Origin of the sequence: Pseudoalteromonas marina, from assembly GCF_000238335.3 — a bacterium.
Taxonomy (GTDB): Bacteria; Pseudomonadota; Gammaproteobacteria; order Enterobacterales; family Alteromonadaceae; genus Pseudoalteromonas; species Pseudoalteromonas marina.
Genome location: NZ_AHCB03000005.1, coordinates 1,388,553 through 1,409,037 on the forward strand (window position 1 = coordinate 1,388,553; position 20,485 = coordinate 1,409,037).

Here is a 20,485-nt window from a genome sequence, read left to right on the forward strand (position 1 = left end):
CTGGGTGGGCTTCGTTGACAATGGTACGTGAAGTTTTAGACTAATCCAACATCACCGATATGAAAAAAATAAAGAGAGAATTATGGAACTTGCACCTGTTCGCCACAATTGGACCCATAGCGAAGTTAAAGCATTATTTGAAATGCCGTTTAACGATTTACTTTTTAAGGCGGCGTCGGTTCACCGTGCTAACTTCAACCCAAATGAAGTGCAAATTTCTACCCTGTTATCAATTAAAACTGGGGCATGCCCAGAAGATTGCAAGTATTGCCCACAGTCAGGGCACTATAAAACCGACCTAGAGCGCGAGCGACTTATTGAAGTAGAAAAAGTAGTAGAGCAAGCGCGTTTAGCTAAACAAAAAGGTGCAACACGTTTTTGTATGGGCGCTGCGTGGTCAGATCCAAAAGACAGAGACATGCCTTACATTTCGAAAATGGTAAAAGAAGTAAAAGAGCTTGGTCTTGAAACCTGCATGACGCTGGGCAAACTCACAAACGAAAAAGCACACGAACTCAGCAGTGCAGGTTTAGATTACTACAACCATAATCTAGATACATCACCTGAATACTACGAGCAAATTATATCAACCCGTACCTTTGAAGACCGATTAAACACCATAGATCATGTACGCGATGCCGGTATGAAAGTCTGTTCAGGCGGTATAGTCGGTATGGGCGAGCAAGCAGCCGACCGTTATGGGTTACTTATGCAATTGGCTAACTTGCCACAACAGCCAGAAAGTGTACCTATTAATATGCTAGTTAAAGTAAAAGGTACCCCACTTGAAAACGTTGACGAATTAGACCATTTTGAGTTTATACGCACTATTGCTACTGCACGAATAATGATGCCACACAGCTATGTACGTTTGTCGGCAGGGCGTAACGCCATGAACGAGCAAATGCAATCAATGTGTTTTTTTGCAGGTGCTAACTCTATATTTTATGGCGACAAGCTGCTTACCACCGAAAATCCAGAAGCGGATGCCGATATGAACCTAATTAAAAAGCTAGGAATGAACCCAGAAACGCGTGAAGATTACTCAGATGAAGCTGTAGCAGCGTCGCTTTCATCACAAGTTGCAGATAAAGCAACGTCTGAATTATTTTACGAAGCCTAAGTAAGCGTTACTCATGCCATTTGAATTTATTAGCACACACCTTAATGAACGGGCAGAGCAATTGCTTTTACGCAAACGCCACGTGGTACAAAGCGCCACAGCACGAACCATTATGGTAAATGATAAAACCTACCTAAATTTTGCCAGTAATGATTACTTGGGCTTTGGTGATTTAACTATTGAGAGCGAAAATATTAATACGTTAGGTAGCCATAGCTCTGCATTAGTAACAGGGTATCAATTACAGCAACAAGCGTTAGAGCAGTACTTATGCACTCAGTTAGGTTATCAAGCTGGGTTGCTTTTTAATTCTGGGTTTAGTGCTAATAGCAGTGTAATTAAAGCGTTGTTTCAGGATAAAGCAGCAGCGCAAAACAGCGCTATTTTTCAAGATAAGTTAAACCACGCTAGCTTAATAGATGGGGCACTTCATTCAAATGCGGCTTTAATACGGTTTAACCACAACGATTTAAATCACTTACGATCTCGGCTCGAAAAGTCAAAAGCACAAAATAAGTTAATTATTAGCGAAGGTGTTTTTTCGATGGATGGCGATACGGCCCCTATCAAAGACCTTCTGCTCCTTGCAAAACAACACAATGCATGGCTGATGATAGACGACGCACATGGCTTTGGCGCGTTAGGTAATACAGGGCTGGGTAGTTGCGAAACACTTATTGGCGATATTTTACCCGACATACTCGTCATCACATTTGGTAAAGCAGTTGCTAGTAGTGGCGCGTGTGTATTGGGTTCACACGCATTTATAGACTACATGCTGCAATATAACCGAGATTACACATACTCAACGGCTATGTCGCCATTATTGGCAGATAATACATTAGTTCGCTTAAAGCACATTAAAAAAGCTAACACGCAACGAGTAATGTTAAATAAAAACATTGCTACTTTTAAACACCTTGCACAACAGCACAACATAGCAGTAATGGAGTCCGATACGGCTATTCAACCTATTGTATTAGGGTGTGCAGAGCAAACATTAAAAGCGGCTAATAAACTCAAGCAACAAGGAATTTGGCTAACCGCTATTCGCCCACCTACGGTTGCGTACAATACTGCACGCTTAAGAGTGACATTAACGGCAGCGCACACCCTTGATGATATTACTTATCTAGTTAAACATTTAGCAGGGGCACTATTATGATAGCCCATGCACTTGATAGTAAGCCGGTTACAAAGCCCGCAACAGTGTGCCATTTAAAAAGGTTTAACCCAGCACTTAAAAAAGGAGCACAGGTTAACTTTTCAAAAGCGGCGGGTGATTACAATACGCATGCACATGTTCAAAAAAAAGCAGCGGATGATTTGTTCAAATTAATAACGCCTTCAGCATGTAATAAAAATAAGGTGTGTGTTGATTTAGGTGCAGGCCCACTTGTAAACACCCATCAACTTAAAAGCCTTTATGGTAATGTGCTTTCCATGGATTTAAGTTTTAATATGCTCAATAGTTGTAATAAAGGCGGTTACAAAGTATGCGCAGATATGGACAATTTACCATTACAATCAAATAGTGTAGATATTATTTTTAGTAACTTTGCGGTGCAATGGTCAGCTAACTTTAACGTGCTTTTAAAGTCACTTTATGAGGTATTAAAACCGGGTGGGCAAGCTTTTATTAGCACTGTGGTTGAAGGCTCACTAAACGAAATAAAAACAGCGTTTGCTGCGGTAGATAGCCACAGCCATATTAATACATTTAATTCGGTTGATTATATAAACCAATCGGTCCAAAGTTCTGGTTTTAATGTTACAAGCTCTAAAAGCACAATTTATACAGATAAATACTCGACACCGCTGCAAGCAATTCGCTCGATAAAAGCAATTGGCGCAACCACTCAGAATACAGGAAAAACACGCCCAGGGCTATTAACAAAATCGGCGCTTAAAACGGCGTGTGCAGCGTATCCGTTAATAAACCAAAAAGCGTGTGTTTCTTATCATGTAGTATTGTTATCATTAACTAAAGCGTAAACATCGTTTGTTACAAGGCAAAGCTATGAAAGAATTTTTTATTACTGGTACCGACACCGATGCGGGAAAAACACATGTAACCAGTTTATTGTTAAAACTGCTTGCCCAACATAAAAAAAAGGCAATAGGGTATAAACCACTAGCTGCTGGGTCTGAAATGGCGTTTGACCAACTTGTTAATGCTGATGCACTTATGCTAATGGAAAGTGCAACAGTAAGCGCAAAGTATGACGTGGTAAATCCCTTTACTTTTGCACCACCCATAGCCCCCCACATAGCCGCAGAGCAGGCGGGTGTAACTATTAATGTAAACATACTTACTGCAGCCTATAAAACGGTAAAACAGCAAGGCGCTGACTACCTGCTTACAGAAGGTGCTGGTGGTTGGGCTCTGCCTATTAATAATACCGAGTATTTATACGATTGGGTGAAAGCTGAGAAACTACCGGTTATATTAGTGGTTGGTATGAAGTTGGGCTGCTTAAATCATGCACTTTTAACCGCAGCACACATACAAAGCTTAGGTATTAACTGTATAGGTTGGATAGCCAACCAAGTTGATGAACACATGGATGAATACCAAGCAAACCTTGATAGTTTAAAGGCACGCTTACCGTTTCCTATTCTTGCTATTAGCCCGTACAGCGAACAAACACCAAAATTACAAATTTATAAAACACTTCTTGAAAATTTATCAATAAATCCATAAATAGTACTTGCGCTGTGACATAGTTTGACACAGAATAACACTATTGCAATGACATAGTGTGTCATTGCAATAGTGTTGCTTACAGCCGATCAAATTTTAGTAAATCGCTCAGCAATGAATGTTATTTTTGGAGAACGCGAATGAAACGTGTATTTTTGTTTTTATTAACTAACCTTGCGGTTATGTTGGTATTAGGTGTGGTGCTTTCAATTATAATGAGCGCGCTGGGCTTAAGCCATCGTAGCCTAGGTGGTATATTACTTATTGCGGCCGTATTTGGTTTTGGTGGGTCGTTTATTTCACTTTATATGTCTAAATGGATTGCTAAAAAATCAACGGGTGCGCAGGTTATTACTCAGCCAAGTAACCAAACCGAACAATGGCTTGTAAACACTGTGGCAGTACAAGCTAAAAAAGCAGGCATTGCAATGCCTGAAGTGGCAATTTACGACAGCCCTGAAATGAATGCCTTTGCAACAGGCCCAAGTAAAAACAATTCACTAGTTGCTGTAAGTACAGGCTTAATGCAAAGTATGACCCAAGATCAAGCCGAAGCAGTGCTAGCTCATGAGGTGTCACACATTGCTAGTGGCGATATGGTAACGCTTACGCTTATTCAAGGTGTGGTAAATACCTTTGTTATATTTGCTGCAAAAGTGTTGGCAAATATTGTAGATAATTTTCTTAATGGCGATGAAGAAGAGGGCGGAATAAGCTGGACCTACATTTTGTTCGATATGTTATTCCAAGTCCTGTTTGGTGTGTTGGCAAGTTTAGTTGTAGCGCACTACAGCAGACAGCGTGAATTTGCAGCCGACAGCGGTGCCGCTAAATTAGTTGGTGCAGATAAAATGCGTTCTGCTCTAGAAAGGTTAAAGCAAAACCATCCTTCACAATTGCAAGGTTCAATGATGGCATTTGGTATTGCGGGTGGTAAAAGCATGGCTGAGCTGTTTTCATCTCACCCGCCGCTTGACTCTCGAATAAGTGCACTGAGTAAGTAATTTTACAATAAAATACAAAAGCCAGCTTAACAGCTGGCTTTTTAGTATGTGGTAACCGTTTTATCAAGAGTTGAGATTATTTACCAAAAATAATATCGGTTATGCCATCAGGTGAGAGTATTTCTATCCAGTAGCCATCAGGGTCTTTTATAAAAGCTAAGCCTTTCATTGAACCATCGTCTGGTTTTTTTACAAACTCTACATCGTATTTTGCAAAGCGCTCACTGGCTGCGTACACATCGGGTACACTAATACCAATATGGCCAAACCCTTTTGGTTCGTCGTTACCGCTGTGGTAGCCTGTAAAACTATCGTCGTTTTCTGTGCCCCAGTTGTGAGTGAGCTCTATAAGAGCAGGGCGACCAAAGACCCATTTCGCTTTTGTCTTATCATCACCTTCTGGCTGTGTTGGCTCGTAGCCTAAAAAGTACAGCGTAAACTTCATTTCAGGAAAGTCATACTTACCTAATAGCTTCATACCTAATACATTTTGATAAAATGCCAGCGACGGTTTTGGATCTTTTATACGTAACATAGTTTGCTGCATTACATAGCCTTCAGTGGCCTGTGCAATTTGCTCTGGAGATTCGTCATACTGAGACATGCGGTGATCCTTAATGAAATGAATGAAAAATTTAAATAAATTTATAAAAGCAGACTTTGCATTATCATAATCAACAGCCGCAAAAAATAAAACCACCTAGCTAAATTAACAGCCAGTGAGTTAAGTATTTTATAAGCAAAAAATGGCATATTTAATTGTACTGTTTATTTGTACAGTGTTGGTGTTTTATCCCTTAACATTATTAAAAGTCGTTTTGGTGTATTTTAACAACGAGCGTTTTAAAGCCTACGTAATTATCTGTTTACATTAAAGTTATTTAGTGGAATTATTAAGCAACGTAATGTAATTTTTGCTGAAAACTAAAAAGGAGTTTAATAATGAAATTATTTAGAATTAAAAATGCGAGTTATATTACTAAGAAGAATATCTCATCCACTTTTATGTTATTTATAGCCTCTGTAATTCCAGTTACTTTTGTAATTCAAAGAGAGCTTTTTATTGGCTCAATGTTAATGATAATTGTCGTGGGTGTTTATTTGTCGCTATTAACTGGTAAAGGTCTGTTTAAGTCTAAAAATAAAAGCACTGGGCTTTAAATTGTAATCACATAACAATCCAATTATTCCGACCTCAATTCTCTGAGCTCGTTTCGTCGGCATATTGAGCCTTTATGTGCCAAGGGAGTATAGAGTTAGATGTCATTTATGCATGTGGGATTCGCATGGTGGAATAGTAAAAGTAAATTCCATAAACGAGTAATGTCTTTTTGTGGTTTTATCATTATATTTGTAATAATAATGGTTTCCTTAATAGGTAACTTTTCTGATAGCCGTGCATTCAAAATGGCTGTAAGTAAACTATCCACTAATCCTATTGTTCAGGCTAACTTTGGTCAATCCCCAGATTTTTCATTTGATTACGCAAATGGATTTAAAATTTCCGATAGTGGGGTTAAGGGTGAAGCAAACTTCGCTATCAAAATAATAGGTAATGAAAAATCAGGACTCGCATATGTTGCAATGTACAAATCTGCAGGTATCTGGAAAATCGAAGAACTAAACTTGCTCATGGATAACGAAGAACCAATTGTGCTAATTGGCATATAACAATCATTAGAGCAGGACAATGTTCCTCACCCGTTTTAGTGCGGTAATTATTATGGGGTCCCATGAAGATAGTTATACTTTTATTTTTTCTTTTTTCCCCTCTTGTTTTTGCAGATGATTGCTCTTTTGAATACCTACGTAATGACTTTATTACTGAAAGTGCAGAGATTGATGCAAAACACAGTTTTCAGGCTAAAGGAGTGTCTTTTATTGCTGTCGCTAATGGTTTAGTTCCTGCTCGCCCTGGGTTTGAACATATTCAAATGACAGCATGTATTATATTGAAAACTAGATGGGATGTTTTGTGGGTTGGTGCAGACAGCGGTAATTGTTCTGCACAAATTGAGCTGGAAAAACAGGCCATTGCTTATTCACGTATTTTTAACGAGGAAATGCTGGAACTCGCTAAGCATAGTAAAACCTATAATTGTGCTAATGATTTGCAAAATTTACTTTATTAGTGCGAGTACGACTTTTTATATTCTATTAGACACGCACTCTTCAAAACAATTACAGGAAAGCAAATCACGTCATTCTGTTTACAATAAATGTAAGCCAGCCAAAAAAGAGCAAATAAGTCATTTGCTTTAAGCCAAATATTAACTAATAAATAGTTACAAATTACAGTTGGTTTTATTAGCGTAACTCGTTTAATTTACTGATTAAAGATTTATGTAAGAAGGATTTTATGAGTAACTTATCTACAAGAGAAAAAGTAGCGTTTACGCTATGTAATAGTTTTGCTTTTTTGTTATTAATTAGCGGCATTCACGATTTTTGGATTATCGAATTTAAAGCACAAGATTTATTAATGAGTATTGGGGCATTCTTATTGCTACTCAGTTTAGCGTTAATACCGAAAATATTTTTCTTACCTTTTGCTGATATTTTTAAATCAAAAGAAACACCAACTATAGGTATTCCCAAAGTACAGCAATGGATTATGTTCTCAGGTGTATTGCTATGCGCATTTGGTTTTGCATTGAGGTTGTTTTTTTAATAAATGTGAAACCTAAACTTACTGTATAAGTTAAAGGCTTAGTGATTATATAAAGTTTACTGCTAGATATAATAGTATGTGCTTTAGCTTATGCTTGATTACTCGTAGTTAATTACTAAATAGAGGGTGTAGCTATAAACATATTACATGTAGATGGCGCGGCTGGTTTTAGCGTGGGTGTATTGTTATTTGCTTTATTAGAGTGGGTTTCGGTTTTATATAATCTACCTGTAAATATTGTAATTTTACTTGCCAGTGCCAATGTTATCTATGGGATTTACGCTTTAACCCTTGCTTTTTTAGTCACTAAGCCTGTTTACACAATCACTGTATTGGCAATAGCTAACGCGGTATGGGTATGTATATGCATTTTTATTGCTTTATATTATGTACAAACAGCAAGTTTAATTGGCGTTGTGTTTATTATATTAGAAGCTGTGTTTGTGTGTATTTTGGCATATTACGAATTCAAATCTAGGTTTGTATTAACAAACGCACAATTATAAGCATTGAATAGGAATGAAATGGATTTTCCAATATTAAACACCCCACGCATTGTGCTTGACCAAGTAACAGCAGCAGATTCTATGGCCCTGTTTGAGCTTTTTTCAAACCAGTCGGTTATAAAATATTACGATTTAGAAGCTATGACTGATTTAACCCAAGCGAGCAATTTAATCACGTTATTTAATGCTCGTTTTAATGAAAACTTAGGAATACGCTGGGCTATTAGGTTAAAAAAATCTAATAAACTGATTGGTACTTGTGGGTTTAACTCATGGAATGCAAAGTGCTGTTATTGGTTATGATTTACACCCTGATTATTGGGGGAAAGGGTATGTAACAGACGCAGTAAATTGTATTGTAAAAACAGCTTTTGAAGGTAAATTACTGTGTAGCATACACCGAATACAAGCCGATACTGTTTTAGGTAATGCTGCGTCTGAGGCCGTATTATTAAAAGTGGGTTTTAAAGAAGAGGGTATAAGGCGTCAAAGTGGCTATTGGAAAAACCAATTTCACGATCTTAAATGCTTTGGGTTGTTAAAAACAGAGTACATATAAATGTTTAGGGACCTAATAAAAGCTCAGTAAGGAACTCATATTAAGATTTTTTTTAAAGCTATCGTTATTGCTGCTTATTGTACATTAATACGTTAGAGACTTTGTTCGTGCTCAAAAACGAGTAGCCTTTTAAAATACAGGCAGCCAACAAACTAATTTATTTTTAAGTTAAATTTAAAGGAATACAAAGGAAATTTTTATGAAAGACATTAAACGTATTTGGTTTTGGTGTACGCTAGTTATGTGCCCTTTATTAATAATTTTAGGTGTAGCGACTTTTGCACAATTATTAGGGGAGTATGTGTATTCGCCTCAATATAGCTTTTCTTCGTTATCTAGCTTTCAAATTGTGTTTATGGCTGGTGGAATTTGTGCATTTTCTATATTTTTAACCACAATAAAAGAAGCCAAAATACGCTTTTTTACAAAATGAGTTGGTTAATATTAGAAATTGCGGATGTTAAGCAGACCCGGCAAAGTTAATTTGGTTTAATCCTCTTTTAAATACTTGGACTAAACGCCACTTATCATTGAGGTTATTATGTTTAAAATAATAATTGGATGTGCTGTTATATTTTCATTCGTTTGCATGTTACTCGCCGTTGCACCATTTACGCCTGCGATTTTAGGTTCATTTTTTATGTTGTTGTTTGCAGGGGCTATAGGGTACAAAGGCTACCTTCAATCAAGTTTGGTATTATTGTTAATCAATACGCTGGCGGTTATTGGCAGCCCAGCTATAAATATTGGTAACAACAATACATTACTGTTTTTACCGATTTTATTTTTAATATCATTTGGTGGTGCTTTTTTGGGGGTAAGAAAGTTAACTTGTAAACACGTTTTATAAATCGAGTTTTGCCCAACGATAATAGTTAAACTATAAAATGAGGTAACTCTTATTTTTCTGTTTGAAGAGTTTTTAAATAATAAATTTTCACAAACAAAGACTCAAGAGGAAGTTCGCGTAAATATATAGCCTTACACGTTCTTACTTCCTCTAAAAGCAAAGTGTTTTTTTGCTCTATGTGAATACAGCTTTTTATTAAACTAACTAAAGCGCTTCAAAAATGGCTGCTATGCCTTGCCCGCCGCCAATACACATAGTAACTAGCCCATATTTACCGTTAATGCGTTTTAGTTCGTATAAGCATTTTGTTGATAAAATAGCGCCTGTTGCACCAACTGGGTGACCTAAGGCAATGGCGCCGCCATTCGGGTTCACCTTATGTGCAGGAAAGTTTAACTCGTTTGCTACGCATAAGGCTTGCGCTGCAAAGGCCTCATTAGACTCAATTATATCAATGTCGTCGATTGTTAAGCCCGTTTTTTCAAATACTTGCTGTACAGCGGGAATAGGTCCAGTTCCCATTAATGAGGGTTCAACACCAGCACGAGAATAGCCAATAAGTCGTCCAATAGGTTGAAGCCCTTGTTCGTGGGCTTTTTGTTCAGACATAAGTACAAGCATAGCTGCGCCATCGTTTATACCTGAAGATGTAGCAGCTGTTACTGTGCCATTTTCTTTAAAGTAGGGCTTAAGTGTGGCAAGTTTGTCAGTTGATGTGTCTGCACGAACATGTTCATCTGTATCAAATATTTGGCTCCCTTTACGCGATTTAATTTCGATTGGCACTATTTGAGACTTAAAAAGACCTTTTTCAATTGCTTTAGCTGCTTTATTGTGACTTTGCGCTGCGTAATTATCTTGTTCTTCGCGGCTGATTTTATATTTTTCTGCGACATTTTCTGCGGTGATCCCCATAGGATTGTTATCCCACGGATCTTGTAATGTCGTTGTGAGCTCGTCTAACATTACGCTGTTGCCCATTTTTTGTCCCCAGCGATTACTTTGAAGTGTATAAGCCGATGTGCTCATACTTTCTGAACCACCAGCAAGGGCTGCGTCCACATCACCCAATTGAATTTGTTGCGCTGCTTGTATTATTGCCTCTAGGCCCGAGCCACATAAGCGATTAAGTGTAACTGCATGGCTGCTGATAGGTAGCCCGGCATTTAAACCGATAACACGAGATAGGTAGGCATCTTTTGGGCCATTATGTATTACCTTACCAATTACGGATGAACCTATTTGGTTTAAGGGAATATGTGCTCTTTTAATGGCTTCTTTTGCGCAAAGTGTACCAAGCTCTGCAGGGGTAAAGTTTTTAAGGGTTCCGCCAAAACTGCCAATTGCTGTTCTTACGGCACTTAATACAACAACACCGGTGTTAGATTTTGTCATTTTTTCTCTTTATTATTAATCTATTAGCGAAGTAGGGTATGCTAAAGAATTAAATTTAGCTTGTATTGGCACTTTAGCATACTAATGAGGTGGGTAAAAAAGCAAAGTTATAAATAATATATAGTGCTACCAATTTAAAGCCTACAGAAATATAGCCTTGTTTACGTGCACTTTTTATTTAATAGATTCAGGGTCTCTTTTACAGGCGATTTAAGTAAACATGAGGGCAGGTATATTATGTTTTTTAGTCAATTGGATAAGTAGGTTTAGAGATTCGCAATTTGGAATACGTTGGGCGAGTGAGTTAAACGTAAAACATCGGCCTATATGTAATATTAGCCGATGTTTATAACCTATAAAATATATACCTTGCTTGTAAGGTATTAGGCCTTAGTCTGCTTTGCGGTAAAGGCTTATTAAGCATATTGATAAAAGTAATGTTGCAACCATGCCAGAAGCGCCAGCAACGCCTGATGGAAGAAATCCATCACGGCCAAAAATAATTAATATAGCATTGGCAAGCATTGCAATTGCGCCTGCTAGTGCTGTAAGGCTACCAATGGCTTTGCCACCTTTAGCAATAAAAGATAGGCCAAATACAAGGGCTGCAAAGCCTAATAATAATTTAGCTGCGTAGTAAATCATAAATGATAAAGACACTACACCACCAATTAATGGCTGTGCGCCTTCTACTGCACCCGCTACTTTTCCAAATGTTGAAAATAAAGTTAGGCCAATACTTACTTGTATAATGTTAAGAACAGCGCTAAATGTGATTGCCGACCAGCCTAGTTGAGAATTTTTTGCTTGCAGCATAGCTGCACCTGAAAATGCAACAAGTACTGTGAACAGCACCGCTTCTAGACCCCATGCATACTGCCTTGAAAAGCTAATTCCGCCACTGTAAAGCGCTGTAAAAATAGCCTGTGTTATCGCTAACGCCAACAATAAAGATGCTGCAATTAGGGTGGTGCGTTTATTCGTAAATTCCATTAAGGACCTCTTATAATTTATATCTGACGCTTTAAATGATGCAAAAGCTTTCGAACTTGCAGGTATAAGACAGGTGAAACTATTTAATAATTTCGTTTAAAATTATAAAAATATTTTGTATCAAATTGTGGCAACTAATTTAGCAATGTTATAACTAGTTAAAGTTAGTAACATTGCAAACTGCCCTAATACTAAACTAACTAGCTAAAAGCCTAAAATGAGACCAGTCACTCAAGGCCGATATAGTTTGCGCTGTAGGTGGGGCCACATAGATTAAACATGTAATAGCTATAATCGAAGCCAATGTAATTAATTTATTATCAAATTCAGCCACTTTTAGAGCCGATCCAAATGACCGTTTTATTTCCACATTACTTAAATCTACGCTGTAAATTTCATCGAGCAATAAATGAATGAAGCCGCCGAGTAAAATAAACCCACCTGTTAACCAGGCAAAAGTTGCCGAATAAAGGGTTGATTGGTCATTAAATTGCCATGTTACTTGTGTTGTTAACAACGCGCAAAGCAGTATAAATAATAAAGAGTGGCAACTGCCTCTATGTACTGTGATACATTCAAAAATGGGCCTGACAATATATTTCATAAATCCATACACTAACAAAGGCACTACAATTAACTCGACAAAACTAATTTGAATAGTTAGCTCCGTGGTAATGTAATGCATTACTATTAATACTGTACTTAGCGCAAATAAGTTAAAAATAGTATCGAGTGATGTGGAGTTATCAGAGTCTATGTCGGGTAATAAGCCGCCAATGGAGCCTAAAAACCACAACCAAAGTGCGCCGTTTAAATCAATGTGGCCTGCAGTTAATAAAGTGGCTGAGCTTAAGCCGGTGATGATGACTGCAGTATTAAGATGAGTATTGAAATTTGCCATTGTATCTCTTGATAAAAAAATAGGTTGGCATTCTATCAATTGAAAACTTAATTGTTCAATTTACTTTAAAGGTTTGGATGGAAATATGGGTTTAGGGGGCTGATTTATCACTTTTTACTAGTGTGGTTATTTGTGGTCAATGAGGTAAGTTGTAATTATTTTTATAAAAATCAATAATAAGCGTAGCTATAGTAGCTGAATTCACTAAATAAAAGGTCACTTTTGATGAATCAAAATAGATATAAAGCATCGTTTCCTGCGCCTAACATTGGTAATAACTATTTTGTTTCATCAACTTGGAGCAGTTATGGTTTCTGGGCTTTATTAGCAATGACTCCGCTTGCTCATTACATGATGTACTACAGCGAAGACGGTTTAGCGCATGGGGAAGATTTAAACACTTTAGGGTATGTAATATTTGGCGCTATTGTCTTGTTTGTTTTAAATATTGCAGCCCAATCTATATCTTGGTTAGGCAGGCTTTTGGCAGTGATGTGCTTTAGCATTAGCCTGTTCTTTATATTATTGCTTATCTACCTTAGCGTATATAGCCACTTTCCAATCGCTTATTTAGGTGCTATTTCGTATTTTGGTTTAGCGGCGTATTTTTATAATAAAGATTATTTAAAAGCCACAAAAAAGTTATAGCATTTACTATATAGATGCTCATTCACGCTATCTAATTTTTATATCGTCGTAAAAGGCGACTTTTCCTCGGCCTGTTTCTTTTACGTGATAAAGGGTTTTATCACCGTTGTGCATTAATTCATGAAGTTCAGTGCCATCAGTAGGGGCTATTGCAATACCTATGCTTGCACCCACTGCGCATGTTCTAGTGTTTGAAATACTAACTTGTTGTTGTAGCTCATCAATCAGAGCTATGGCTTGGTTCTGTGTTGCGGTTTTATCGTAAGTATTAATTTGCTGCGCAATAATGAATTCGTCACCGCCTAGGCGGATACATATGTCAGTATTGTCATTAAATCGCTTTTTAAAGCGGTTTGCTATCTCTATTAATACTTTATCACCGGCTTCGTGACCATAGGTATCGTTAATGGGTTTAAATTTGTCTAAATCAATCATCATAAGCACAAGATGTTGGCCGTGTTTAGCGCATTCGCGCAGTGCTTTTTTTAGGCGCTTTTCGCCGGCACGGCGATTAAATAGGTCAGTGAGTGGATCGTGATCGGCTTCAAATTGGGTTTGAAATTCACGTTCTGCTCGTTCGGTCACGTCATGTAAAATTACTTCTACTAATTGTTCTTGCTGGGGACTCCGGTTGTTTTGTCTTTGGTCTGTTAACCTTACAAATAAGCAGTGAAACCAAACCGTTTTGTAGCCTATTTTACACTCAACATCTAATGTTGTTTGAGGTGGATTTATATCACTTCGAATATCTAACAGTAGACTTTGTAATTTTTCAACGTTATTTAATAATTCAGGGAAGTGCAAGGTTGATAACTTTTCTTCACCGGGTAGGGTAAAGTAATGTTTAAACGCAGGGTTAAAGGTAGTGATAGTATTTTTATCATCCAGTAAACAAATGCCAGCACTGGCTTGTTCAAATATAAGTCTAAATTTTGCTTCCAGTTCTTGTGTTTTTTTTCGTAGGGTTTGTTCATTGCTAATAGTTAAATGCAACTCATGCATTAAAGCATTTATATTTTGTGTTAATCGACTTATTTCATCTCGTTTACCCTGTTTAAAGCTTAACATTTTAAGGGTTTCAGGTTTAGATGGATTAATTTTAGCAAAGCTATCAGTAAGGTTTTGAATAGGTTTCGTAAGCCACCTTTGTACAACAAGCGACACAAAAAAAGCAATGACGATAGATTGTATTAGCATTAATATGAATTCTTTTTTTAGTGCGGCTTGTGCTTGTTGCTGTATAAATTTATCGTCGGGGTATATTGATAAAACGCCTATAAAAGTGTCATCTAGAAAAGGGTGAACAAGCTTAACTAATACTGCTTCTTTTTGTTTATTAGTAGTTCCATTTGCAATAAATAACTCCATTTCTCCTTTTGTGTTTGATTTACCCTCTATGCTTGCGCCTTGCACAATATCGTTACTTAGCAAGCCGTTAATAATTTCTTGGCTTAATTCCTGATCGTTTAAATAAGCAGCTATAGTCGCTGCTTTTTCAACTGTATGGGCTAACTGCTGAACCAGTAGATAGTTGGTGTTTTTCTTTTCTTTAAGGTCTGAGTAATACGACAGCATTGACGACACTATTGATACAACAATAGCAACTAAGGCAATAGATAAAGCGACTCGTAAGTAGAGTTTTTGGCTAATAATTTTAATCAAACGTGTATACCACTTTTACTGTATCTGTAACGTGCGACAAGGGGATATAGCCAATTGCATATTGCGATGATGCAATTGTTTTTAATGCATCTTCCAATGAGGCTGATGGTGTGGGGGGCTTTCCTCTGCCCGAAAATAATAACCTGGCCCAATACGCATTTATTTGCTGCTCATCTTTATTGACCAATTTTAAGTAAAAATCGTTTTTGAATGCTGATTTCGCGGGCAGATCGAGTGGCTTTGATATTTCACCATCAGGGAAAGTTGAATATCGGCCCATATAAATATCTATTACTTCCCGTTTCGATAAGGCATTAATAGGATTGTTTTTGTTTACCACTACAACAAATTCAGTAGACTCGGCATACATGCTAACAACTAGCAGAAACATGGAAAGTATTAAATTAAAGCAAAGGTTACGAGCGATTATCATAACTAAAAAACCATGCTAGCATTTAAGCTGAGTACATGTACTTTGTGACCTTTATCGACATCTGCAGGATTACTTAAGCTCCATAATCCCGCCCCAACTGGTTTTATATCAAAGCGATCTAGTTGAGCTTTTATAGCTAACCGTTCTGACAGTTGCCATTTTACACCTACGTTTATCGAATGCTGATGTACATAGGGAATCTTAATTGAAGCTTGAGCAGCTAGAGCCAGTTGTCGTATTGGTTTTGATATTTGTTCGGGTGTACCGGGTGAAAAAACAGGGTCAATTACTTTAATTACATTGTGGCGGTTTTTTGCTGCAGAAAAGCTAGTGTAAAATATTGCATTGTTTACTCGGTAACCTGCGCTAATGTAACTGTTGAGTACTGATGGTGCAATTATCCAATCTGACTCTGAAATACCCATTTCAGATTGAATAAGCCAATTATCATAATCGTAAGTAAGCCCAAATGCAGCGTACTTTATACTATTTCCTTCGGTATTAAATTTGTTCGATATTGTTTGTGCTTGTGGCCATATACTTTGCGGTACTGAATCTAGTGAAGATATAAACTCATCCAATGCAGTTAGTTTGTAATCGCCAAAACCGGACCTTGATAACGAAAAGCGCATTGTCCATGCATCTAAAGAGTATGTTGCACTGAGGGTTGTTAAGTTATCAAAATCAATAAAAAAATCGTCATTATAAGCGTGTATTTTTGCTGTAGAGCCACCATAAGCGAGTTTTAAGCGTAAGAAGCCATCGTTAATGGCTTTACTGTATTCAACGTCTATTCCATCAAAATTACCTGCAATGTTTGCAAACGAGTAATACGAATGAGGCGGGCGCACCCACAAGTAAGCGTATCCAACGTAAGGGTACTCAGAGAGTAAGTAAAGGTCGCTGTTTAACCTACCTGCGCGGATGGCCCAGTTACGTGATGGTCGGTAACGTACAAATGCAAGTTCTAAAAAATTATCAAAGCTTTTGAATGCATGATCTTGTATCACTATTTGAACTACAGAATCCCAGTTATTTAACAAAGATATATTTGCCTGGCCACCTAAAATTGAATCACGCGTAGCTGAAAAACCAGACTTGTTTACATTTGAATAATTAGATGCAAAGCCAATATCTGAGTCGTCAGTGTAACTAAGGGCAAAAGATGCAAATCCGCTAAATTGAACATCAATGTCATTTGCATAGCTTTTATCAGTTGCAGATATTGCCATTAATACGATGATAATGAAGCCTATGATCCGCATGTTATCCGGTATTTATTTAATTAAACATAATAAAAAGATAGCACAATATCTTAAATTACCAACTCGCCAGAATGCTAGGGTTGACGGACTGTGATCACGCTTTTAGTGCCATATTATTTTACACGCTCAGCTGCTTGAAATATTGATTAAAAATACAATGTTATATTGTTGCAATTAAGTATTGTTATAGTATAACATCCTGCACATTGAATTTTTCTTTAATAGAGTGTGAATGTGACAACACCTACTGCAATTAATCAAACATCACAAATAGAACCTCAACGAGCTGAAAATACCAGCAATTTTTTATTAAATGGTACTCATAAAAATAAAGGTGAAGCCATTATTGAAGTGGACTCGCTAAGTTTTAGTATTAAAAATAACGCCATTTTAAAAAACTTAAATTTTACTGTGGGCTCAGGCGAAATTTATGCACTACTTGGCGGTAACGGTGCGGGTAAGTCAACCACGTTAAAAACGTTACTGGGTTTTAATAAACCAACGCAAGGCTGGGTAAAAGTAGCGGGTAAAGAGGTGAGTAAAGCACTTGACTTTGTTCGCGGCAAAACGGCGTATTTACCCGAGTCTGCAACGTTATACCCGCATTTGACCGCCCGCGAAAACGTAAAATACTTTTTATCACTTGCTGATATTAATAAAACAGATGAGCAAATTAATGCCGCATTTAACCGTGTAGCGCTGCAACAAGCTGCATGGGAGCGTCCTATGCAAACGTATTCTAAAGGCATGAGGCAAAAAACCGCGATTGCACTGGCTATTTTACGTGAAGCACCGATATTTTTACTTGATGAACCTACATCGGGCCTTGACCCTGTTGCCATAGATGAGTTTAACCAGCTAGTGCGCGAGCTTGCATTAACCGGCGCTACTATTTTAATGGTTACGCATGATGTATACGGCGCCTGCCAAGTAGCTAACCGTATTGGGTTACTAAGAGCCGGCGAGATGGTGGGCGAATTTGACGCGCCAGAAAACGGCCGCATTGACACCGAACAAGTGCACGCAGCCTTTGCGCAAAGAGGCGCGTAATGAGTATAAATAACTTTTCAAAGGTGGTTATAGTTGCCAAAGATGAATGGCGCTATTGGCTTCGCTCAAAACTAGCAATGACCGTTTTAGCCATTGGCTTATTGCTTACGCTTTCATCGGTTGTGGTGACCGCAATTACTATGCTTGAACTTAGCCATGATCGCCATGAACTTCAATCAAATGCCGAGCAAAGTTTTGTTGATCAACCCGATCGTCACCCACACAGAATGGTGCACTATGGGCACTATGCCTTTAGAACGCCTTCACCACTGAGCACCCTCGACCCAGGTATTGACGCATACACAGGTAACTCAATATTTTTAGAAGGACATAGGCAAAACAGTGCAATGTTCGCCGATCAACGCCAAGGTACAGCGCTTACTAAATTAGGTAGCTTAACGCCTGCATTTATAGTGCAAACATTAGCGCCGTTACTGCTTATATTAATTGGCTACAGCTCTATTAGTCGTGAGCGTGAATCGCAAACGCTGTCGTACTTATTAGCGCAAGGCACGTCGGGTATTACGCTTATTACCGGTAAAGGTTTAGCACTGCTTTCGGTAGTGGGCTTAGTTATTGCGCCACTGGCTATATCGGCTTTGTTTACGGTATCTGCGGGTGAAAGCTTATTAGCAGTTGCCAGTTTTGTTGTAGGTTACGCTTTATATTTAACTGTGTGGGTATTACTGATTTTACTCGCATCGAGCGTGTTTAGTAAAAACAGTGGTAGTTTTACGGCGCTTGCGTTTGTATGGATTTTACTGTGTATTGTTATGCCGCGCGTAGCAAGTACTTCGGCCTCAACGGCTGTGCCATCTGCCGGTAAAATAGAAACCGATTTTGCTGTTAAAGCCGAGCTTAGAAAACTAGGCGATGGCCATAACACGAACGACCCTGCATTTAAGCAATTTAAACAATCACTCCTTAAAAAGTACAACGTAAATAGCATTGATGAGCTGCCGGTAAACTTTAGAGGTTTAGTAGCCAGTGAATCAGAGGCTAAACAAGCCAACGTACTAAACCAATTTGCTGAGCTACGTATGCAAAGTGAACTTAAGCAAACTCAGGTATCGCGTTATTTTGGTTGGGTATCGCCTATGGTGGCTATTCGCTCGCTTTCTATGATTGTGGTGGGTACAAGTATAGAAACGCATCATCGTTTTTTACGTGAAACCGAACAGCTGCGTTTTGATTTTGTGCAAGGGCTTAACAAAATTCATATTGAAGAGCTTGATTACAAAGATGACATGAACCGAAACGCCAATGCTGCAGCCACTAAAAAAGCACGTGTAAGCGCTCAAAACTGGCAAATACTTCAAGACTTTAATTTTAATGTGGACAGTGCAGATGTTCGAGCACAAAGAAGTGTACCTGCGTTTTTACAGTTATTACTGTGGATTGTAGTACTTGTCGGCGGTATTAAATTTTTAGGAAAACGTTTGTTATGAGCTATTTAATTACACAACTTATGCGTGAATGGGGCTTTTTACTTCGCCAAAAATACGTAGTGGTATTACTACTGTGTAGCCTTGTTTTATCGGGTTTTGCAATTTACAGCGGGTTAAGCGAAATAAGCACACAGCAGCAAACAATAGAGCGCTTAAAAGTAGCAGATCAAAGCGACCGTGCCATAGTACATAAAAAGCAAAGCGATGCAGGCATGTTGGCGTATTACAGCTTTCATTTAACGTACTCGCAGCCATCTAACCTGGCATTTGCTGCTTTAGGTGAGCGCGATATATTCCCGTGGAAACACCGCATTAATTTATTAGCGCTTGAGGGGCAAATTTACGAAAGCGATGCACAAAATGCTGAGCTGGCTCAAGCCGGTAAAATAGATTTTGTGTTTGTAATTAGTGCGCTAGCGCCAATGGTTATTATTTTGCTGTTTCATGATTTATTTGCAAGCGAGCGTACCAGCGGTAGGCACGATTTATTAGTCACTACAGCTAAGTCTTACTTTGCTTTGTGGGGCGCTCGTATAACCGTAAGGTTTGTAGCAATAATAGTGTGTTTAATGCTGCCATTTTTTGTAGGCGGATTTATAGCTGGGGCAAGCGCGTATGAAGTGGCGTATGTATCGCTGTTGTGTATTGTCTACCTTGCATTTTGGACTGCACTAAGCGTGTGGTGGGGTAAAAATGCAACCAGTGCGCCGCGTGTTGCCTCAAGCTTAATTGGTTTGTGGGTGTTGTTTGCTTTTATTATTCCTATTTTAGGCGACCTTGCTATAAACAAGTCAGTGCATTCGCCTAAAGGTGGCGACATTATGCTTACTCAACGCGAGGCCGTAAATGATGCGTGGGATTTACCAAAATCTGCCACTATGCAGCCTTTTATTATAGAGTACCCAGCGCTTGCACCATATATTGATATGAAAAGCGAATTTGAATGGAAGTGGTATTACGCATTTCAACAAATGGGCGATTTAAAAGCGGCAGAGCTTTCAGAGGCCTATCGCGACGCAGCCGCTAAAAAATACGAGTTAGCCGGTTTTGTATCTTGGGTTTCGCCACCGCTGTTATTGCAGCGCAGCTTAACCCGTACAGCCAATACCGATTCAATTGCCGCGTATGCTTATGAGCAGCAAATTAGAGATTATCATCAACAATTACGCGAGTTTTATTACCCGTGGTTATTTTACAAAGGCGACCCAACTAAAGCAGCCCTTGAAAACATGCCACTCTTTGAAAACACCACGCAAAGCAGCAACTAAAAATA

Annotated in this window: 23 protein-coding genes and 1 pseudogene; 17 read left to right on the forward strand and 7 right to left on the reverse strand. The window is 38.3% G+C overall.

Annotated elements, in window-relative coordinates; translation table 11 throughout:
- Positions 1-82 precede the first annotated feature (82 nt).
- The 5 genes from bioB (at position 83) to htpX (ending at position 4,831) form a co-directional block, all read left to right on the forward strand.
- Complete coding sequence (bioB, locus tag PMAN_RS06450; RefSeq protein WP_010556466.1) at positions 83-1,123, forward strand: biotin synthase BioB; 1,041 nt, start codon at positions 83-85, stop codon at positions 1,121-1,123.
- A 13-nt stretch (positions 1,124-1,136) separates the two neighbouring features.
- Positions 1,137-2,288: an aminotransferase class I/II-fold pyridoxal phosphate-dependent enzyme gene (locus PMAN_RS06455; RefSeq protein ID WP_010556467.1), complete on the forward strand. Its 1,152-nt coding sequence runs from the start codon at positions 1,137-1,139 to the stop codon at positions 2,286-2,288.
- Entirely contained in the window at positions 2,285-3,118 is an 834-nt protein-coding gene (locus PMAN_RS06460; protein WP_010556468.1) for a methyltransferase domain-containing protein, read from the forward strand. The genes PMAN_RS06455 and PMAN_RS06460 overlap by 4 nt, the downstream gene beginning before the upstream one ends.
- Positions 3,119-3,143: 25 nt before the next feature.
- Positions 3,144-3,827 (forward strand): dethiobiotin synthase, encoded by a 684-nt coding sequence (bioD, locus tag PMAN_RS06465; RefSeq protein WP_010556469.1) that lies wholly within the window; start codon positions 3,144-3,146, stop codon positions 3,825-3,827.
- 140 nt (positions 3,828-3,967) lie between these two features.
- Positions 3,968-4,831: a protease HtpX gene (htpX, locus tag PMAN_RS06470; RefSeq protein WP_010556470.1), complete on the forward strand. Its 864-nt coding sequence runs from the start codon at positions 3,968-3,970 to the stop codon at positions 4,829-4,831.
- A gap of 76 nt (positions 4,832-4,907) precedes the next feature.
- On the opposite strand, the gene gloA is transcribed toward htpX, so the two are convergent.
- Positions 4,908-5,435 carry a lactoylglutathione lyase gene (gene gloA / locus PMAN_RS06475; protein WP_008131158.1) on the reverse strand — a complete coding sequence of 176 codons (528 nt, stop codon included), beginning with the start codon at positions 5,433-5,435 and terminating at the stop codon, positions 4,908-4,910.
- 338 nt (positions 5,436-5,773) lie between these two features.
- On the opposite strand from gloA, the gene PMAN_RS06480 reads away from it, so the two are divergent.
- The 8 genes and pseudogenes from PMAN_RS06480 (at position 5,774) to PMAN_RS06515 (ending at position 9,417) form a co-directional block, all read left to right on the forward strand.
- The gene (locus PMAN_RS06480) at positions 5,774-5,992 is read left to right on the forward strand and encodes a hypothetical protein (RefSeq protein ID WP_006792994.1); all 219 of its coding nucleotides are present in this window, start codon (positions 5,774-5,776) and stop codon (positions 5,990-5,992) included.
- 99 nt (positions 5,993-6,091) lie between these two features.
- Positions 6,092-6,502 (forward strand): cytochrome c oxidase assembly factor Coa1 family protein, encoded by a 411-nt coding sequence (locus PMAN_RS06485; protein ID WP_010556471.1) that lies wholly within the window; start codon positions 6,092-6,094, stop codon positions 6,500-6,502.
- Positions 6,503-6,564: 62 nt separating this feature from the next.
- Complete coding sequence (locus PMAN_RS06490; RefSeq protein WP_010556472.1) at positions 6,565-6,963, forward strand: hypothetical protein; 399 nt, start codon at positions 6,565-6,567, stop codon at positions 6,961-6,963.
- A gap of 227 nt (positions 6,964-7,190) precedes the next feature.
- Positions 7,191-7,502: a hypothetical protein gene (locus PMAN_RS06495; protein WP_010556473.1), complete on the forward strand. Its 312-nt coding sequence runs from the start codon at positions 7,191-7,193 to the stop codon at positions 7,500-7,502.
- A 173-nt stretch (positions 7,503-7,675) separates the two neighbouring features.
- Positions 7,676-8,008 (forward strand): hypothetical protein, encoded by a 333-nt coding sequence (locus PMAN_RS06500; protein ID WP_010556474.1) that lies wholly within the window; start codon positions 7,676-7,678, stop codon positions 8,006-8,008.
- An 18-nt stretch (positions 8,009-8,026) separates the two neighbouring features.
- Positions 8,027-8,567 (forward strand): annotated as a pseudogene (locus tag PMAN_RS06505) (GNAT family N-acetyltransferase).
- A gap of 199 nt (positions 8,568-8,766) precedes the next feature.
- Positions 8,767-9,000: a hypothetical protein gene (locus PMAN_RS06510; RefSeq protein WP_010556477.1), complete on the forward strand. Its 234-nt coding sequence runs from the start codon at positions 8,767-8,769 to the stop codon at positions 8,998-9,000.
- A gap of 108 nt (positions 9,001-9,108) precedes the next feature.
- On the forward strand, positions 9,109-9,417 hold the full coding sequence (locus PMAN_RS06515) for a DUF6419 family natural product biosynthesis protein (RefSeq protein ID WP_010556478.1): 309 nt from the start codon (positions 9,109-9,111) through the stop codon (positions 9,415-9,417).
- Between the two features lie 204 nt (positions 9,418-9,621).
- On the opposite strand, the gene bktB is transcribed toward PMAN_RS06515, so the two are convergent.
- From bktB to PMAN_RS06530, 3 genes are all read right to left on the reverse strand, one after another.
- Entirely contained in the window at positions 9,622-10,812 is a 1,191-nt protein-coding gene (bktB, locus tag PMAN_RS06520; RefSeq protein ID WP_010556479.1) for a beta-ketothiolase BktB, read from the reverse strand.
- A 390-nt stretch (positions 10,813-11,202) separates the two neighbouring features.
- Entirely contained in the window at positions 11,203-11,805 is a 603-nt protein-coding gene (locus PMAN_RS06525) for a hypothetical protein (RefSeq protein WP_010556480.1), read from the reverse strand.
- Between the two features lie 196 nt (positions 11,806-12,001).
- Entirely contained in the window at positions 12,002-12,706 is a 705-nt protein-coding gene (locus PMAN_RS06530; RefSeq protein WP_010556481.1) for a metal-dependent hydrolase, read from the reverse strand.
- A gap of 225 nt (positions 12,707-12,931) precedes the next feature.
- Here PMAN_RS06530 and PMAN_RS06535 point away from each other — a divergent pair, with 225 nt between their 5' ends.
- Positions 12,932-13,354 (forward strand): hypothetical protein, encoded by a 423-nt coding sequence (locus tag PMAN_RS06535; RefSeq protein ID WP_010556482.1) that lies wholly within the window; start codon positions 12,932-12,934, stop codon positions 13,352-13,354.
- A gap of 27 nt (positions 13,355-13,381) precedes the next feature.
- Here PMAN_RS06535 and PMAN_RS06540 read toward each other — a convergent pair whose 3' ends face one another.
- From PMAN_RS06540 to PMAN_RS06550, 3 genes are read right to left on the reverse strand one after another with little or no spacing between them, the layout of a single operon-like run.
- Positions 13,382-15,016, reverse strand: a complete 1,635-nt coding sequence (locus tag PMAN_RS06540) for a sensor domain-containing diguanylate cyclase (protein WP_010556483.1) — start codon at positions 15,014-15,016, stop codon at positions 13,382-13,384.
- Entirely contained in the window at positions 15,009-15,449 is a 441-nt protein-coding gene (locus PMAN_RS06545; RefSeq protein ID WP_021032431.1) for a type 2 periplasmic-binding domain-containing protein, read from the reverse strand. Before PMAN_RS06545 ends, PMAN_RS06540 begins: the two co-directional genes overlap by 8 nt.
- A 2-nt stretch (positions 15,450-15,451) precedes the next feature.
- Positions 15,452-16,714 carry a hypothetical protein gene (locus PMAN_RS06550; protein WP_242032457.1) on the reverse strand — a complete coding sequence of 421 codons (1,263 nt, stop codon included), beginning with the start codon at positions 16,712-16,714 and terminating at the stop codon, positions 15,452-15,454.
- A gap of 234 nt (positions 16,715-16,948) precedes the next feature.
- Between PMAN_RS06550 and PMAN_RS06555 the strand changes: the two genes are divergently transcribed.
- From PMAN_RS06555 to PMAN_RS06565, 3 genes are read left to right on the forward strand one after another with little or no spacing between them, the layout of a single operon-like run.
- Positions 16,949-17,764, forward strand: a complete 816-nt coding sequence (locus tag PMAN_RS06555; protein WP_010556486.1) for an ABC transporter ATP-binding protein — start codon at positions 16,949-16,951, stop codon at positions 17,762-17,764.
- Positions 17,764-19,212: an ABC transporter permease gene (locus PMAN_RS06560; protein ID WP_010556487.1), complete on the forward strand. Its 1,449-nt coding sequence runs from the start codon at positions 17,764-17,766 to the stop codon at positions 19,210-19,212. Before PMAN_RS06555 ends, PMAN_RS06560 begins: the two co-directional genes overlap by 1 nt.
- Positions 19,209-20,480: a DUF3526 domain-containing protein gene (locus tag PMAN_RS06565; RefSeq protein WP_010556488.1), complete on the forward strand. Its 1,272-nt coding sequence runs from the start codon at positions 19,209-19,211 to the stop codon at positions 20,478-20,480. The genes PMAN_RS06560 and PMAN_RS06565 overlap by 4 nt, the downstream gene beginning before the upstream one ends.
- Positions 20,481-20,485: the final 5 nt, after the last annotated feature.